The following is a 16,157-nucleotide window of genomic DNA, read 5'->3' as shown; positions in this document are numbered from 1 at the left end:
GTTCTCCTTTTCTATTCAGCCAGCGCCGACTGCAGCGCTGGTTCGATGTGCTGAACGTCCTGTTCGCCCCCACCTGTGGCCGGTTTTACCCAACGTAGGCGCAGGGCGTTTGTCAGGACAAAAACACTGGACAGCGCCATCGCGCCTGCAGCCAGAACCGGCGACAGAAGCGGGCCTCCCAGAGGATAGAGCACGCCCGCTGCCACCGGGATCAGCAATGTGTTGTAGCCAAAGGCCCAAAACAGATTTTGCCGGATGTTGCGCATGGTGCGCTGGCTGATGTCGAAGGCATTGACCACGCCGTTCAGGTCACCTGACATTAGCACCACGTCAGCGGTTTCGATTGCAACATCAGTGCCGGTGCCGATGGCGATCCCTACATCCGCCGCCGCCAATGCCGGGGCGTCATTGATGCCGTCCCCGACAAAGGTCAGGTTGCGGCGATCTATGCGCAGTTTTTCCAATGCGGCCACCTTACCCTCGGGCAACACCTCAGCCACCACATTGTCGATCCCTAAATCAGCTGCAATAGCTTCGGCGGTTACCTTGTTGTCGCCGGTGATCATAGCCACCTTGAGCCCGAGAGCGTGCAGCGCCGAGATGGCGGAAGGCGTGGTCGGCTTGATCGGGTCAGCGACCGCAATCACTGCAGCAATACACCCGTCAATCGCAGCATAGAGTGGCGTCTTGCCCTTGCCTGCCAACGCGGCGCTATGGTTCGACTGTTCGCCGATATCCACACCTTCGCGAACCATAAGCCGGTCGGCCCCGATCAGAACCTGGTAGCTGTCCACCGTGGCGCGCACCCCGAAACCGGTGATCGAGGTAAAATCTACGGGGCTTGGCAGTTCCAGGCCCCGCGCCTCAGCTGCCCGAACGATGGCCTCGGCAATTGGATGCTCGGACTTGGCCTCGACCGCTGCAACCAAGCGTAGAACCTCGGCCTCGTCCATGCTTTCTGCTGTGATCAGGTCGGTCAGTTCCGGCCGCCCCTCGGTCAGAGTGCCGGTTTTGTCCAGCGCCACCACGGCACTCTCCTGCAACATCTGCAGCGCATCGCCCTTGCGAAACAGCACCCCCATCTCGGCGGCGCGGCCAGTGCCGACCATGATCGAGGTCGGCGTTGCCAGCCCCATCGCGCAGGGGCAGGCGATGATCAGCACAGCCACCCCGGCCACCAGCGCCAGGCTAAGGGCAGGATCAGGACCAAACAGAAGCCAGACCGCCACAGTCAATGCCGCCACCGCCATCACCACCGGCACGAACCAGAGCGTGATCCGGTCCACCAGCCCCTGGATCGGCAGCTTGGCCCCCTGCGCCTGTTCGACCATCTGAATGATCTGTGCCAGCATAGTATCAGTGCCAACTTTTTCGGCCCGGAAGGTTAACGCGCCAGTGCCGTTCACCGTTCCGCCGACCACCTCGGCACCCTCGGACTTTTCCACCGGAACTGGTTCGCCGGTGATCATGCTCTCATCCACGTAGGACGCGCCGGCCGTTACCGTGCCATCCACCGCAATTTTCTCACCAGGGCGGACATGGATAACATCACCCACGGCTATCTGCTCGATCTGCAGTTCGACTACCGCATCGCCCCTTTCGACCCGCGCGGTCTTGGCCTGAAGACCGACAAGTTTTCGGATAGCCTCGCCCGTGCGACCCTTCGCTCGGGCTTCAAGAAACCGGCCCAACAAGATCAACACTACGATTACTGCTGCCGCCTCGTAGTAGACGTTGGCTGTTCCTTTTGGCAGGATGTTCGGCGCGAAAGTCGATACCAGCGAGAATCCGTAGGCCGCCGAAGTGCCGAGCGCCACCAGCGAATTCATATCGGGCGCCCCTTTGAACAGAGCCGGGAACCCCTTGGTGTAGAAGGGCAGACCCGGTCCGAACAGCACGATCGTCGTCAGCAGGAATTGCAGGTAATGGCTGTTCTGAATCCCGATCGTGTTTGCCACCAAATGATGCATGCCCGGAATCACATGGGCTCCCATCTCGATTACGAAAACCGGCAATGCCAGAAGGGCCGCAAACAAGGTGCGCCGCGCCAGCTGCCGAATCTCGTCAGCCTTGCGATCCTCATGATCGACGTGAATCTTTGATCGGACCTGTGCTGAATACCCGGCCGACTTTGCCAGTTCGGCAATGGCAGCCGGAGAGGTCGCTCCGACCGCAAAGCGCACGGTTGCGGTTTCCGATGCGAGATTTACATTTGCCGACAGAACGCCGTCCCCGGCTGCCAACGCGCGCTCAACCCGGCCGACACAGGACGCGCAGGACATATCCTCGACATCCAGAGTAATTTCCTCGGTTGCGGCGGGATACCCGGCTTCGCCCAAGGCTTCGACCAGCGATGCTGCGTTTGCTGGCGCCTCGAACCCGACCTGCACGCTTTCGCTGGCCAGATTCACCGAAGCAGAGGTCACGCCCGACACGGCGTTCAACGCCCGCTCAACCCGCCCCACACACGAGGCGCAACTCATGCCCTCGACCTGAAATCGCGCAATTGCATTCTCAGTCATCTTCTCACCACCAGTTTTCTGTTGATGGCCAAAATAGTGCTTCCAGTAGGTGGAAGGTCAAGGAGCCAAATCTGAATTTTTTTTCGGTGAAATCGCAAAACATCTAAACACGAGGAAATCCGCGCCGCGGTCCAATTGTCGCTTGACCTTCCAGTGCTGGAACACTTTAGCCACGCCTTAGCACACAGGAGTAAATGCCTATGACAACACTGAATGTCCCGGAAATGAGCTGCGGTCACTGCAAGGCAGCCATCGAAAAAGCCGTCAATGTCGTGGATTCCGCCGCTCGGCTGGATTTTGACATGGTTAATCGCACCGTAAGCCTGACTTGTTCGAGTTCTCTTGACGGCATCCTTGCAGCCCTGAAAGCCGAAGGTTACGAGGCCACTGTCGTCTGAAGCCTTTTGGGGGCGCACTTGTTGCCGCCCCCAACTGTTACTGTGCATCACGCGTATTTTTGATCAGCCGCTTCATTTCATCCTCGGAGACCAGCCCGGGCGCAAGGGCATCACCGATGACAAAAGAGGGCGTGCCGCTGAACCCAAGCTGACTGGCCAAATTCATCGAGACCTGGATATGTGCGTCAATCTCGGGCGCTTCCATGTCGGCGCGCAGCCGATCCTCATCCAAGCCAAGATCCCGCACTACTTTCATCACGCTGGCCTCGTTGGCTCGACCCCTCAGATCCATCAATGCCCAATGGAATTCTTCGTATTTGTCCTGATTGCGGGCGGCCAACGCGGCCCGTGCGGCAAACACCGATCCTTCGCCAAGGATGGGCCATTCGCGGTAGACCACGCGAAGCTGGGAATCCTTGTCGATCAGATTCTCGACGATCGGTGCCGCCCGTTTGCAGTAGGGGCAGTTGTAGTCGAAGAATTCGACCACCGTCACGTCACCATCGGGGTTGCCGATGACCGGCGCATTCGGGTCGCGCTCCAGTAGGTCGCGTTGATCGGTCAGCACACTGCTGACCGCCTCTGCTTTCGCCTGATTTTCACGCTGTTGAAGAATTCCGACCGCCTGCATGACGATTTCGGGGTTTTCCAGAATGGCCTCGAGCGCAAGGCGCTTTACATCGGCCTCAGACAACTCATCGGCGCTGGCGGCTGGCGCGCCGATCGACACCGCGATTGCAAGTAGACAGGCGATAATACGTTTCAATTCAGTTTCCTTTCATTTGTTCAGCCAAAGTGCGCTGCTGCTGAAGTTCGCGCTCCCGCTCCGGCCAGCTGGCCTTGATGAAGGCGAGAATGTCCCAAATATCCTGATCGGACAGGCTGTCGCCAAAACCCGGCATACCGCTGTTCACACCGGTCACACCTGTGCGCTTCAAGGTCTCGGCACCGCCCAGTTTCGTGTAGTCGAACAGCATCCCATCTCCGTGATGCCAGGTGTGCCCGGTGCGATCATGAGGCGGAGCAGGAAGCACACCATCCTCACCCGGTGACCGCCAATCCGCTTGGCCTTCAAGGTCTCCACCATGGCAAGAGGCACAATTCTCAGCGTAGAGACCGGCACCGCGCGACGGATCTGCCAATTCCGCCTTTTGATCGAAACCCCGGCCGGTCACCCCGATCACGAAAACGATCATGGCCAGCACGCAGGCACCAAGAATAACAACCCATTTCAATGAACGGCCTGCGTTCATGTCACCCTGATCCATGTTTTCATGCCCGCCGCCTGATGCGACAGCATATGGCAATGCAACAGCCAGTCGCCGGGATTGTCCGCCGCAAACGCAATCTCGCGGGTTTCGCCCCGGTTCATCAGGATCGTGTCGCGAAGTGGCCCCAGATTCCCATCTGGGAAAACCTCCTGAAAATGGGTGCCGTGCAGGTGCATCGCATGGGGGAAAACGGTGTCATTGACCATTGGAATCCGAATGACCTCTCCCTTCGAAACGGAGACCAAGGGCTCTTCCGGCAGTCCGGCTATTCCGTTAAAGGTCCAGATCTGTCCTTGCTCCACCAACTCCTGAGCGCTCATCAGGCGCCCTTTGTAGGTGCCCTGCTGCAGCCCACCCATCGCACCACCTTCCAATTGCAGCGGAACGGTCTGGGCACCCGAAACATCACCAATACGGTCAATCGGGTTGGGAGGAAGTGCCGAGATAGTTTCTCGCGGGGCTGAAGCGCCCTGCCCCGTCACTGGCAATTCGCTCAGGACATAGGCCGAATCCCGCTCGTGCAGAATGATTTGGGCAGCCTCGCCTGCCTCGGCGGTGACATCGACGATCAGGTCAGCCCGTTGCGCAGGGCCAAAGACCAGAATTTTGAAGTCCTCGGGTCTTTCCACTGGCATACCGTCATGGGCAACAAGCTTTCCGGCCAGGCCGCGTAGCGACACTGCCATGATCCTGTCGGTGGCGACGTTGACGAAACGCAATCGCAATCGCTGGTTTTGCAGCACGCCCGGTGAAGATGGGGACAATTGCGCGTGAACGTAATTGCCCATTCGGCCGGCATGAGTCCAGTCGTGCATGGAACCGAAATCGTCGGTGATCTGCGCCCTCTGACCCAACCGCCAATCGTCCAGCAGAACTGTGATGTCGTGATCGACCTCGGGGACATCCTCCTCATCGACGAGAATAACGCCATAGAGACCGCGTGCTACCTGTTCGGTGGACTGGTTGTGCGAATGATACCAGTAGGTGCCGGCATCCTTTAGCGGCAGTTCATAGAGAAACTCCGCACCCACTTGCACTGCGTCCTGTGTCAAGCCAGGAACACCGTCCATTTCGTTGGGCACACGGAGACCGTGCCAATGGATTGCCGTCGGCTGGGGCAAGGAATTTACAAGCGTTCGGCTGACCGTCTCGCCCTGCTGCGCGCGGATCACTGGGCCGGGAACACCTCCGTCATAACCCCAGATTTCGGTTTCCGGATAGTTGCCCGGAGCCACCTGAACCTTGCCTGCTCGGGCCTCGATGATCCGGGGGGCGGGTGCCGCCCCTCCGGTATTGGGCAATACGGTCAGCGCCGAAATGCCTCCCAGGAAATGCCGGCGGTTGAGGTTCATACGAGTTCCCTTCTACTGAGTATTGTTGCAGGCAACGGCCTATCCCCCCTCATGTGCATCCAGCAGATAGGTCGCTATTGCTTTGCGATCCCCGTCTGTCAGGAAACTGGTGCCGTAGTTCACCACCTCGCCCATGGCGCCTCCGAATACGTCGCCATCGGGCATGACACCGGTGCGCAGGGCATAAGCCAAGCTGTCAACGGTCCAGCCCCTCTTTTGCAAGGTTTCAAAATCGATAGCTGGCGCCTTGTCACCGCCGGGAAGAGAGTCGCTGCCCTTGAAATGTTCGGTGTCCGAATTTCGCGCACCGGCCAGATTGCGGCCAGTGTGGCAGGCCGCACAATGCGTGGCACCTTCAACCAGCAACCGGCCCCGGTTCCACACATCGTCGTTGCCAGCTACCGGCTCTGTTCTTGGAGCTTCAAGGAATACCGCCCGCCACAGTTTTAGCCCCCAACGCTGATTGAACGGAAACGCCATTTCCTGGTCCCTCGACGGCTCGGCAACCGGCGGGACCGTCTGCCAAGCCGCCCAGAGATCCGCAATGTCCTGATCCGTAAAATTGGCATAGAAGGGATAGGGAAATGCCGGGTAATAGGGCTGCCCGTCCGGTGACACACCCTGCCGGACGGCCCGGGCGAATTCCTCCATCGTCCAGTCCCCGATACCGTGCTCGGGATCGGTCGTCAGGTTGGGCGAGTAGAGCGTGCCGAACGGCGTCTCCAGCTTTACGCCACCGGCAAGAGGCGCGCCCCCTTCGACAAAATTGGTGTGGCACGCAATGCAACCTCCGGCCCGCGCTAGATACGCGCCACGGTTTACATCACCCTCGAGGTCAAGCGATTGCAACGGCACGCCAATTGGCCAGGCAATCACGGCGACGAGACCTGCCGACGCCGCAAAGGCGGCGGTCAGGGCCAAACGAACCACGCGTTTCATGGCTCACTCCTTTTCCGACCGGAACCGGGTGTGGCAGGCCGAGCAGGCCTGGCTGAGCATCATGAACACACCATCAGCAGGCATTTCCGACAGCTCCTCAAGGCCGGGGACGCCTCCCGCCATCATTCCGCCGCCCATCATGGTTTCGGAACCCATCATGGAACTGCCCATCATCGTCGAACCGCCCATCATCGTCTCACTGTTGGCCATCATGCCAGTGCCCTGGCCCGAACCCGACATCATCAGGCCATTGCCAGCCGCCAATGCAAGGCCCTCGGAATAGGTGTGGAGCTGTTCCGCCATTTCCGAGAAGGCGTCCCAATCCTGCCAAATATCGGGCTTGGCCTCGGAGGGTTTACCTTCCGACCCTTTCGGAAACAGCTTTGTCATCGCATCACCCGCATGGTGCCCGATCTTCTCGGCCTCGCGCCGAACGGTTTGTTTATTGTAAGGCACCTTCCCCTGCATCATCGGGGTCAGGATTTTCATGCTCTCCTTCATGGCGGACATTCCGTCCATGCGTTCCTTCACGATACCTGTGGCACCGCCATGCGCGAGAGCGGCAGCGGCAATCATAGACGCTACGACGGCGCCTGTTGTCAGTTTGAGAATGGTCATTGTCTTGTCCTGTATGTCTGCTTCAACGCGCTCCAAGCAGGAGCAACTCATGAATCAGAACAGGACTCGCGGCGGCGGCGGATCAAAAGAAGTAACGGCCAGAAGCCTGAAGCCCCCTTTCGGGATGGCCTGTCTGTCGAAATTCGAGAATGGTTCGGGTGCCATCAGGACAACCGAGAACATGGCAACACCGTTGCAAAAGGTGCCGCCATGACAATGGCCGGGATGCCCCTTTTCGACATGCTCGGGATCCGGTTCGTCCAACTCGGCGACGGCGTGCGATGCCCCGTCGCCATGAGCATGGGCAGGTTCAGCCGCAATCAAAAACCCAGCGATAAGCAAGCCTGCCGCCAGAATCCAATACCAGATTGCCCTGCCCCTTTGGTTCGTCACGATTCAGTTGATCCCGTTTTCCCGCTGTAGCTCTCTTACATAAGCTACGATGCCCTTGACATCTCCACGGGTCAAGCCGTCGACCGGCGGCATGTCGCCGAAGCGCCAGTGATGCGCCTTGACCCCGAATTCCACCGCCCTGAAGAATGCCTCGTCAGCATGATGGCTCGGCTCATAGATTTTATGCACGAGTGGTGGCGCGGACCCTTCAAGACCGGTAGCGTCGGTTCCGTGGCAGGCCGCGCACTTTACATCGAATGCGGCCTTTCCCGAACTGGCCAGTGGGCTGAAACTGGCAGGCACCTGCACCTTTTCGATCGGATCCCCTGGCGACAGAGAAGACGTGTCAGGTGGAGTCATCGAATGGCCCGTAGGCTGCTGGTTGAGATTGAAAACAAATGCAGCGGCGCCCGCTATTAAGACACCGCCAATCAGAAGCGTAAGTTTGTCCATTTTAGTGTTTCATTTCATTCATTGTTGTTGTTTTTTTTGCCACCGCACCTATCGAACAAGACGGCATTAGATCAGTTTGACCTGCGTTCCAATGTTGGTGAGCTCGAACAGGTCGGCGATCTGTTCGTTGTAAAGGCCAATGCAGCCATTCGACGATTTACGCCCGATCTTGCGCGTGTCGTTGGTTCCATGGATGCGGTAATACTGCCAGCTGAGATACAGAGCATGTGTGCCCAACGGGTTTTCTGGCCCCGGCCCCACGTAGTCAGGCCACTCCGGATTTCGCTTCTTCATCGAGGGTGTTGGCCGCCAAGACGGTCCGTCTACCTTTCGGATGATCTCGGTGTAACCCAGCTTGGTCAGGTCATCCGACAGCGGCACACTCGTCGGATACATCCTGTAGACGCTTTCATCTTCGGACCAGTATTGCAGCACTTTTGACTTAGTGTCGGACAGGATGACTCCGTTCTTCAATGAGTCAAAATGGTCTTTCCAATCACTGATACGGAAAGATGAGATGTTGCGGCGTGTGCCAGCAGTTTCGTCAGATTGGGCCCAAACAACGGGCGCCGGGAACAATGTCGCCGCGCTGACACCAGCGATCAATCCACGACGCGAAATGCTCATCTTCTCTTTGCTCTGCCCCATGCCTGCCTCCTGGCAATTTCGTTGGCTTTTTTGATTCCAACGGAATTTGCCCGATTCCTGCGCTGGAAGGTCAACAGGTGTTTTATTCACGCGGGTGTGATGTCCGAAGAGCTGTCCTAATCCGAATTGTCATCGATGGCTGCGGATACAACTGTGTCCGAAAACCGGGAACTGAGGGGAATTGAGGGGAATTGAAAGGGAGCAAAGAAAACACCGGATGGCCACAACAAGAGTATTCTGGATTTTACCAGCCCTTGCGGTTGTCGGGGCCTGTTCTGCCGTCGTTCCGGTGGCCGGTGATGCAGATATTGGAACCGTCGAAGATCTGCCTGGCTCACGCAATGAGACCAAAATTGGCGAATTCACAAGTTTGTGATCAAGGGGCGAATTGACCTTCCAACGCGGGAAGGCGGTATCCGGTTTGCAAACCAGAACGTTGGAGCAAAAAAGTGGCAAACCATCAGCAATCAAGCACACCGAAAGAGAGCGCGAAAGACACCGGCGGCAAACTTATGAAATGGGGCATGATGGCGTGCTGCGTCGTCATGTTCATCCCAATCGGGACGTATTTTCTGGCTGGAGGGACCGTGAGTGGCATGACCGAATCTCTGGGCCTTTTTGCTCCGCTGCTGCTATGTGTCGGTGCACATTTTTTCCTGCACAAGGCAATGGGAAAATCCTGCCACTCGAAAAGTGAAAAGAAGCAAAAGAAAGTGCCGAAAGCGGCGGAAGTCGAGCAACCCGCATTGGCCCGGCAATAGAAATTGCTGAGGATTCTTTGGCGCACGCGGTCGGCGACCATTCTCGTCCCGACCGCCTTGCTGCTGTCAGCCTGTGGGCAAACCTATCAATCGTGTCAACAACAACCGCAGTCAGCAGAGATTTCTCTGCCCGAGGGGTGCCGCGTCCAATGGGAAGGCTTGGAAGGCGGTGCCTATTTTGTTTGCGATAACGGACGAGAAGGATTCACAGGCTGATTGCAACGATGTGACATTCGGACCGCTTGACCATCCAGCGCTGGAATCTGGCAGGCACGGCCCGATCAACAAAGGACACCGAGTCGGTATGACCAGGATAGTGACAAATCTCTGCCTTCTTGTCTGTGCTCTGGCCTCGGGCGTGCTTCTGACCGGGCAGAGCCAGGCCGCTGTGTCGGACGACCATGTGTCGGTTCCGGTCACTGCCCGACTCATCACCGCGCAGGAAGGCGTGGATCAGAATACCGACACACTCACTGCCGGCCTGCATCTGCAACTTGGCGAAGGCTGGAAAACATACTGGAAATCCCCGGGCGAAGTGGGAATTCCGCCAAAGGTTGCCTGGGACAGGTCGAACAACGTCAGGGACGTGCAGTTTCACTGGCCGGCCCCCATCCGCTTCCGCGCCTTCGGGATCGAGAATTTTGGATACAAGGACGAGGTCGTCTTTCCTCTGACCATTGCACTCGACGATCCCGGCGCGCCGGTCGATCTGAAGGCCAACGTCGCGATCTTGGTCTGTTCCGATGTTTGTGTCCCGATCGAATTTCCGCTGACCTTGTCCCTGCCGCAGGGAACTGGCAAGGATCTGGCGTCCGCCCGGCTGATCAACGCCTACATGTCGCGCGTGCCGACCGAAGGAAACCAAAGCGGGATCGTGGCGGCGTCGACCGCGCTCGATGCCGAGGGCAAGACACTCACTCTGACCCTTTCCTCTGAACTCCCCTATTCGGAACCCGACGTGTTTCCCGACATGGGCCTGGACACTTCATTCGGCGCGCCGGATATCCGTCTGACACCGGATAGTCAGCTGATGTGGGTTCAGTTTCCGGTCCTTACTCTGGCCGAAGCCCCATCACCCCTTTCTGTTACCGTGACCGACGTCAATCGCGTGGCCGAGTTCTTCCCGAATCCCGGTGGCACCCCTGCCCTGCCCCCTTACGAGATTGCGACGCCTGAGACAGCAGCAAGCACGCTGATCTGGGTTCTGCTGCTGGCCGTTGGCGGAGGTCTAATCCTGAATGTCATGCCCTGTGTGCTGCCGGTCCTATCGATCAAGCTGTCCTCGGCGGTAAAGGCGCGGGATCGTTCCGTCGCGCAAATCCGTTCCGGGTTTCTGGCCTCTGCCGCGGGAATCCTGGCCTTCATGTGGTTGCTGGCCGGTGCCACCATCACCGCACGGTCGCTGGGCTATTCGATCGGTTGGGGAATTCAGTTTCAAAACCCCGTTTTTCTCGCGGTGATGATCGTCGTGCTCGGGGTCTTCGCGGCAAATCTGGCAGGGCTGTTCGAAATTTCTCTGCCGCAATCTCTGAACACGCGATTGGCCCATGCCGATACTCGTCGCGCGCCATTGGTCGGGGATTTCCTGACTGGCGCGTTTTCCGCAATTCTGGCAACGCCCTGTTCGGCACCGTTCCTGGGCACCGCCGTCGCCTTCGCCCTGACTGGACGACCTATGGATATTCTGGCGATTTTCACGGCCCTGGGCCTCGGACTGGCTCTTCCTTACCTTCTGGTTGCGCTTCATCCGAAACTCACCGCTGTTCTGCCCAGACCAGGGCGCTGGATGCTGGTGCTGAAGTGGCTGCTGTCTGCTGCGCTGGTAGCAACGATCGCCTGGCTGGTATGGGTCATGACTGGCGTCGCCGGCGCCACAGCGGCAATGGGGACGACGGCGGCGGCGGCAGTCCTGATCCTTGTGATCTGGAAAGGCGCGCACCTGCCGCCGGTTGCCCGCTGGACCGCCCTGTGCTTACCGCTTGTGGCGGCCTTGGCGACACCTGTCGCGCTCTATGGCGGCCGCCCTCAAGCCGAAGCGGTTCAGGAAGGTGAAAGCATACCCTGGGTGCCCTTCAACCGGCCACAAATCGCGCGGCTGGTATCGCAAGGCCAGGTCGTGTTCGTCGATGTGACCGCTGACTGGTGCCTCACCTGCAAGGCCAACAAAGCATTGGTGCTTGAGCGCGGGGAAGTGCTGACGGCACTGCAATCCGGCAACGTCGTCCCGATGCAGGCCGACTGGACCCGACCCGATGACCGGATTGCGCAGTTTCTCGAAAACAACGGACGGTTCGGGATCCCCTTCAACATCGTCTACGGGCCGTCAGCACCCGAGGGCATCGCCCTACCGGAAATCCTGACCACGGTCGCCATTCTCGACGCCGTGGAACAGGCCGCGGCCGTCAAGCGCGCGGCCAGCCAATAACTGCGGCCTTCAGACCTCCAATTCTGACAGCGCCTCAACGATCCCCACCTTGCGCGGGTCATTCTGAGGCAGACCTTCCGCCAGGTCTTTCGCCTTACCGTAGGCATCTCTGGCATTGTCGGTCTCACCCAGAACCGCATACGCGTTCCCAAGGCGCATCCAGCCTTCGAGGTCTCCGGGGTTATCCTGCATGCGGGTCGCCAAACGTTCGACCATTGAGCGGATGAAGGCCTGCCGGTCTTCTTCGGTCATCTGTTCTGCGGCTGCGGCCTGCTCGGCAGTCGGTCCACGCAGGGCCGGGGCGAACTCGGCGAGATCGACGCTGGGTCGTCCGGCTGCGGGGGCAATCAGATTTAGCTGAGCGACGAAGGATTCCATCCAGGGCCGGAACCCGTCCGCCGCCTCAAGACGCGCCTGCAACAGATCATAGGCTCGATCCGGCGCACCCGCCTGTTTCAGCGAGATTGCCTTATAGTAGGTGCCCGCAGGGTTGGACGGATCCAACTCCAGCGCTCGGTCGAAAACGCGCTCAGCCTTGGGTGTCACGATACCATTCTCGGCATAAACCAGCGCCTCTCCATATTGGGACGCCAGTGCTGAGGTCACGTCGGGCCGGTCTTGCACTCTGGCAAAGGCTCCGGCAGCATCTTCGTATTGCCCCATACGCATGTATGTCTGCCCCAAGAGCGCCCAGCCATCGGAAGGGCCACCGGTTTCTTCTAACTCCAACCTAGTCTTCAGCCGTGCCGCCAGATCCGCGATTTCGCGGGCTTGCGACTGTTCCTCCACACGTTCAGCAAAGGGTTGGCTGGGCATATCCGGGCTGCCAAGCTGCCAATAAAGCGCGGCTCCAAGCGCCGGAACCGCCAGCGCAGCGAGCATCACCAGCGTTCGCCCCGAACGCGGCATGTTCAGATCCTCGCCCGCCTGCCTGGCAATCGCCTGCAGGCGGCGTTCGATCTCGGCCTTCGCTGCCCTGCCCTCTTCGGCCGTGATGATCCCCCGCTCTATATCCCGTTCCACTTCGCTGATCTGATCAGTGAATATCGCGGAGGCGCTGTCACGCCGAGACAGCACAGGGTTCTTGCGACTGATGCACGAAACCGCAAGCGCCAGAAACGTGACCGCCGCCATGAAGGAAAATACGATCCAGATCATGATTTCGGCTCCGTGAGTGAGTGGTCGAGTGGTTTCTGTAGTTCGCCTGCGCCTCGTTCCGGCGCTTGGATCTGGGAATTTCGGTAACGGCGGGCGCTCTGCGCCAGCACAAGTGCAATAGCGATGGCGCCAAGCGCCAGTATCACGAAGGGCGCGACCCAAAGTATATATGTCGAGGGCTTCCATGGTGGCCTAAATAGGACATAGTCGCCATAGCGCGCGACAAGGAAGTCCAGAACCTCCTGGTCGCTGTCGCCGGCCACCAGCCGTTCGCGCACCAGAATCCGAAGATCCCGCGCCACCCCGGCGTTCGAACTGTCGATATCCTGGTTCTGGCATACGACGCAGCGCACCTGTTTCGAAATTGCGCGGGCGCGCTCTTCGAGAACAGGATCAGCCAGCATCTCGTCTGGTTCAACCGCAAGGGCGGGATTGGACAACATCGCTGTCAGCGACAGGAAGGCTATCAGCAATCTAATTATCATGACGTTTCCCCTGCCTTGTTCGCCCGCGCCTGCGTTAATGCTGAGCGCAGCTTGCCAATCGCCTCTTCACCCACGACCGGTCCAACAAACCGGAAGACAACGGTTCCGGCGGCGTCGATCACGAAGGTTTCCGGCACGCCGGAAATCCCCCACTCGATGCCGGCCCGCCCATCAAGATCCGATCCGATCCGCTCGTAGGGGTTGCCGAGATCGCTCAGCCAGGCCCGGGCGTCCTTGGGCTTGTCCTTGTAGTTAATGCCCATCAGACGGATCCCATCCTCTCGGACCATCCGCGTCAGAACGGCGTGTTCGGCCCGGCACGGGACGCACCAAGAGGCAAAGACGTTGACGACAATCGGCACCGACCCGTCGTTGTCTGCAAGATCCGTGCGAGACAAGCCGGGAACCCCCAACCCCTCGAGCGCCGGCAGGTCGAATTCCGGCACCGGCTGCGAGATCAGCGCCGAGGGAATTTCGTTGGGGTCCCGATCCGGGTTCAGCCCCCACAATAGAAAACCACCGAGGATGCCGGCGATGGCAATCGGAAATAAAGCCAAGATACGTTTCATGATCTACTCCGCCGCAACCGCTGCTGGTGCCCGCACTGCTGGTTTCCGGGGCGCGCCCACGCGCAGGCGCCGGTCGCTCAGGGACAGGACCCCGCCCAGGGACAGCATCCCCGACCCGATCCAGATCCACACCACCAGTGGTTCATAAAGAATTCGCAGGGTCCATTTGCTCTGCTCCGCCTCCGCCGCTGGCTCGGAGATCGACGCGTAAAGGTCACCGGCAAGCGTGGTGCGGATTGCCGATTCGGTCGTGGTGCTGCCGGCGGCCGGATAGGCCCGGCGCTCCGGTTTCAGCGCAGTGACGAACCCACCGTTGCGCGTGACTGCCAGTGTTCCCATCTGTGAGATGTAATTCGGCCCGCGCACCTGTTCGATACCTTCGAAACGCACATCGAAACCTGCAATTTTCAGCTCGGTCCCCGGCTCGGCAAACATCACGATCTCGGTTTTCCAGGCGCTTGAGCCCACGAAGCCGATCATGCAGACGGCCACCCCCGCATGGGCGAGCACCATCCCGTAATGCGATCGCGGTAGGTTGCGCGCACGACGCAGGGATTCGGGCAGCGGCACCTCGCCCAGCCTGACCCGCCCGGCCCATTCCATCACCACCGAGCCGAGCAGCCAAACCGCCAGACCGATCGTCAGCACCGCCAGAACCGGCCCGCCGGTATCCAGATACCAGACGGCCAGGCCCGCCAGCAGGCTGAGCATGACAACCCCTCTCAGTCGCGCGAGAACACCATGCAGGTCCGCGCGCTTCCAGGACAGGAGCGGGCCAATACCCATCACCACGACCAGAATCAGCATGATCGGCACGAAACTGGCATTGTAGTAGGGTGGCCCGACCGAGATCTTCTCGCCCGTCACCGCCTCAAGAAGCAACGGGTAAAGAGTGCCGAACAGCACGGTCGCGGTGGCAGTGGCCAGCAACAAGTTGTTGAACAGGAGCCCGGCCTCGCGGCTGATCGGAGCAAACAGTCCCCCGCCCTCCATCTCGGGGGCTCGAACTGCAAACAGCGTCAGAGAACCGCCGATGGCAATTGCGAGCAGCGCAAGAATGTAGATTCCACGTTCTGGATCGACCGAGAAGGCGTGAACCGACGTCAACAGACCGGAGCGCACGATGAAGGTGCCCAGCAATGACAGTGAGAATGTCAGCACCGCCAGAAGGATCGTCCAGCTTTTGAAGCTGCCGCGTTTCTCGGTCACGATGGCGGAGTGAAACAGCGCGGTTCCCGCCAGCCAGGGCATAAAGGATACGTTCTCGACCGGATCCCAGAACCACCAGCCGCCCCAGCCCAGCTCGTAATAGGCCCACCAGCTACCCAGAACGATGCCCAGCGTCAGAAAAACCCATGCCGCCAGCGTCCAGGGCCGCACCCACCGCGCCCAGGCCGGATCGACCCTCCCCTCAATCAGCGCGGCCACAGCAAAGGAAAAGACGATCGAGAACCCGACGTAGCCGAGGTAGAGAAACGGCGGGTGCAGGGCGAGCCCAATATCCTGCAACAGCGGGTTCAGATCGTTTCCGTCAAGTGGTGCCGGGAAAACCCGGTCGAAAGGGTTCGACGTGAACAGCATGAAGGACAGAAATCCGGTGCTGATCCACGCCTGCACCGCCAGAGTGCGCGCCTTTAACGTCAATGGGATATTCCGCGCCAGCAACGACACGCCAAGCCCAAATATGACCAAGATCAGCACCCAGAGCAGCAGCGATCCTTCGTGACTTCCCCAAGTGGCCGCCACCTTGAACAGCATTGGTTTTTGCGAGTGAGAGTTGCTGGCCACGTTCAAGACCGTGAAGTCGCTGACGATGAAGGACCACATAAGGGCACCGAAGGCGAGACCAACCAAACCGGTCAAAAGAACCGAGGTCACGGTTGCCGATCTCATCCAGATGATGTTGTCCCGCGCCGTTCCCATCAACGGCAAAACGCTTTGAACGAGCGAAACAGCCAAGGCAAGTGTCAGGGCAAACTGCCCGATTTCCGGTATCATTCCAAATCCTCCGGGATTCCGGTTTACGGCCTTGTCCGACTGTCCAGCGCTGGAGGGTCAAGTGCGATATTGCCGCACTTTTGGCCGCATTTTCGTGATCCGGGCCCAATTCTCATTGAACGGCTGGATCAATCCTTGCTGCGGCACGTCGCGGCTTGAAGATCTGG

The 16,157-nt window shown here is 59.3% G+C and carries 17 protein-coding genes; 4 read left to right on the top strand and 13 right to left on the bottom strand.

The window, feature by feature from the left end:
* Positions 1–11 precede the first annotated feature (11 nt).
* Entirely contained in the window at positions 12–2,522 is a 2,511-nt protein-coding gene (locus AC2FI8_RS19395) for a heavy metal translocating P-type ATPase (protein WP_496780625.1), read from the bottom strand.
* Between the two features lie 200 nt (positions 2,523–2,722).
* Here AC2FI8_RS19395 and AC2FI8_RS19390 point away from each other — a divergent pair, with 200 nt between their 5' ends.
* Complete coding sequence (locus tag AC2FI8_RS19390) at positions 2,723–2,920, top strand: heavy-metal-associated domain-containing protein (RefSeq protein ID WP_496780624.1); 198 nt, start codon at positions 2,723–2,725, stop codon at positions 2,918–2,920.
* 37 nt (positions 2,921–2,957) lie between these two features.
* Here the strand turns inward: AC2FI8_RS19390 and AC2FI8_RS19385 are convergent, their stop codons facing one another.
* The 8 genes from AC2FI8_RS19385 to AC2FI8_RS19350 all read right to left on the bottom strand — a co-directional run bounded on the left by AC2FI8_RS19385 (position 2,958) and on the right by AC2FI8_RS19350 (position 8,594).
* The gene (locus AC2FI8_RS19385) at positions 2,958–3,686 is read right to left on the bottom strand and encodes a DsbA family protein (protein WP_496780623.1); all 729 of its coding nucleotides are present in this window, start codon (positions 3,684–3,686) and stop codon (positions 2,958–2,960) included.
* 1 nt (position 3,687) lies between these two features.
* Positions 3,688–4,116, bottom strand: a complete 429-nt coding sequence (locus AC2FI8_RS19380; RefSeq protein ID WP_496780693.1) for a c-type cytochrome — start codon at positions 4,114–4,116, stop codon at positions 3,688–3,690.
* Between the two features lie 53 nt (positions 4,117–4,169).
* On the bottom strand, positions 4,170–5,543 hold the full coding sequence (locus AC2FI8_RS19375; RefSeq protein ID WP_496780622.1) for a multicopper oxidase family protein: 1,374 nt from the start codon (positions 5,541–5,543) through the stop codon (positions 4,170–4,172).
* A gap of 39 nt (positions 5,544–5,582) precedes the next feature.
* The gene (locus tag AC2FI8_RS19370; RefSeq protein WP_496780621.1) at positions 5,583–6,482 is read right to left on the bottom strand and encodes a c-type cytochrome; all 900 of its coding nucleotides are present in this window, start codon (positions 6,480–6,482) and stop codon (positions 5,583–5,585) included.
* 3 nt (positions 6,483–6,485) lie between these two features.
* A complete protein-coding gene (locus tag AC2FI8_RS19365) occupies positions 6,486–7,100 on the bottom strand; it encodes a c-type cytochrome (protein WP_496780620.1) in 615 nt (204 codons plus the stop codon).
* 54 nt (positions 7,101–7,154) lie between these two features.
* Positions 7,155–7,493 (bottom strand): hypothetical protein, encoded by a 339-nt coding sequence (locus tag AC2FI8_RS19360; RefSeq protein WP_496780619.1) that lies wholly within the window; start codon positions 7,491–7,493, stop codon positions 7,155–7,157.
* A gap of 3 nt (positions 7,494–7,496) precedes the next feature.
* Positions 7,497–7,946, bottom strand: coding sequence for a c-type cytochrome (locus AC2FI8_RS19355; protein ID WP_496780618.1), 450 nt, complete (start codon positions 7,944–7,946; stop codon positions 7,497–7,499).
* Positions 7,947–8,012: 66 nt separating this feature from the next.
* Positions 8,013–8,594 carry a L,D-transpeptidase gene (locus AC2FI8_RS19350; protein WP_496780617.1) on the bottom strand — a complete coding sequence of 194 codons (582 nt, stop codon included), beginning with the start codon at positions 8,592–8,594 and terminating at the stop codon, positions 8,013–8,015.
* Between the two features lie 217 nt (positions 8,595–8,811).
* On the opposite strand from AC2FI8_RS19350, the gene AC2FI8_RS19345 reads away from it, so the two are divergent.
* The 3 genes from AC2FI8_RS19345 to AC2FI8_RS19335 all read left to right on the top strand — a co-directional run bounded on the left by AC2FI8_RS19345 (position 8,812) and on the right by AC2FI8_RS19335 (position 11,780).
* Entirely contained in the window at positions 8,812–8,970 is a 159-nt protein-coding gene (locus AC2FI8_RS19345; RefSeq protein WP_496780616.1) for a hypothetical protein, read from the top strand.
* Positions 8,971–9,043: 73 nt separating this feature from the next.
* Positions 9,044–9,355 (top strand): DUF2933 domain-containing protein, encoded by a 312-nt coding sequence (locus tag AC2FI8_RS19340; RefSeq protein ID WP_496780615.1) that lies wholly within the window; start codon positions 9,044–9,046, stop codon positions 9,353–9,355.
* A 304-nt stretch (positions 9,356–9,659) separates the two neighbouring features.
* Positions 9,660–11,780, top strand: coding sequence for a protein-disulfide reductase DsbD family protein (locus AC2FI8_RS19335; RefSeq protein ID WP_496780614.1), 2,121 nt, complete (start codon positions 9,660–9,662; stop codon positions 11,778–11,780).
* 9 nt (positions 11,781–11,789) lie between these two features.
* Here AC2FI8_RS19335 and ccmI read toward each other — a convergent pair whose 3' ends face one another.
* From ccmI to AC2FI8_RS19315, 4 genes are read right to left on the bottom strand one after another with little or no spacing between them, the layout of a single operon-like run.
* Positions 11,790–12,938 carry a c-type cytochrome biogenesis protein CcmI gene (gene ccmI, locus AC2FI8_RS19330; RefSeq protein ID WP_496780613.1) on the bottom strand — a complete coding sequence of 383 codons (1,149 nt, stop codon included), beginning with the start codon at positions 12,936–12,938 and terminating at the stop codon, positions 11,790–11,792.
* Entirely contained in the window at positions 12,935–13,417 is a 483-nt protein-coding gene (locus tag AC2FI8_RS19325; RefSeq protein ID WP_496780692.1) for a cytochrome c-type biogenesis protein, read from the bottom strand. Before AC2FI8_RS19325 ends, ccmI begins: the two co-directional genes overlap by 4 nt.
* Positions 13,418–13,419: 2 nt before the next feature.
* Positions 13,420–13,992, bottom strand: coding sequence for a DsbE family thiol:disulfide interchange protein (locus tag AC2FI8_RS19320; protein ID WP_496780612.1), 573 nt, complete (start codon positions 13,990–13,992; stop codon positions 13,420–13,422).
* 3 nt (positions 13,993–13,995) lie between these two features.
* A complete protein-coding gene (locus tag AC2FI8_RS19315; protein ID WP_496780611.1) occupies positions 13,996–15,990 on the bottom strand; it encodes a heme lyase CcmF/NrfE family subunit in 1,995 nt (664 codons plus the stop codon).
* Positions 15,991–16,157 lie beyond the last annotated feature (167 nt).

The sequence above is a fragment of the Ruegeria sp. CDSB029 genome (assembly GCF_059611125.1).
The sequence above is the reverse complement of the archived record's forward strand: the minus strand, read 5'-3'. Positions and strand labels throughout refer to the sequence as shown.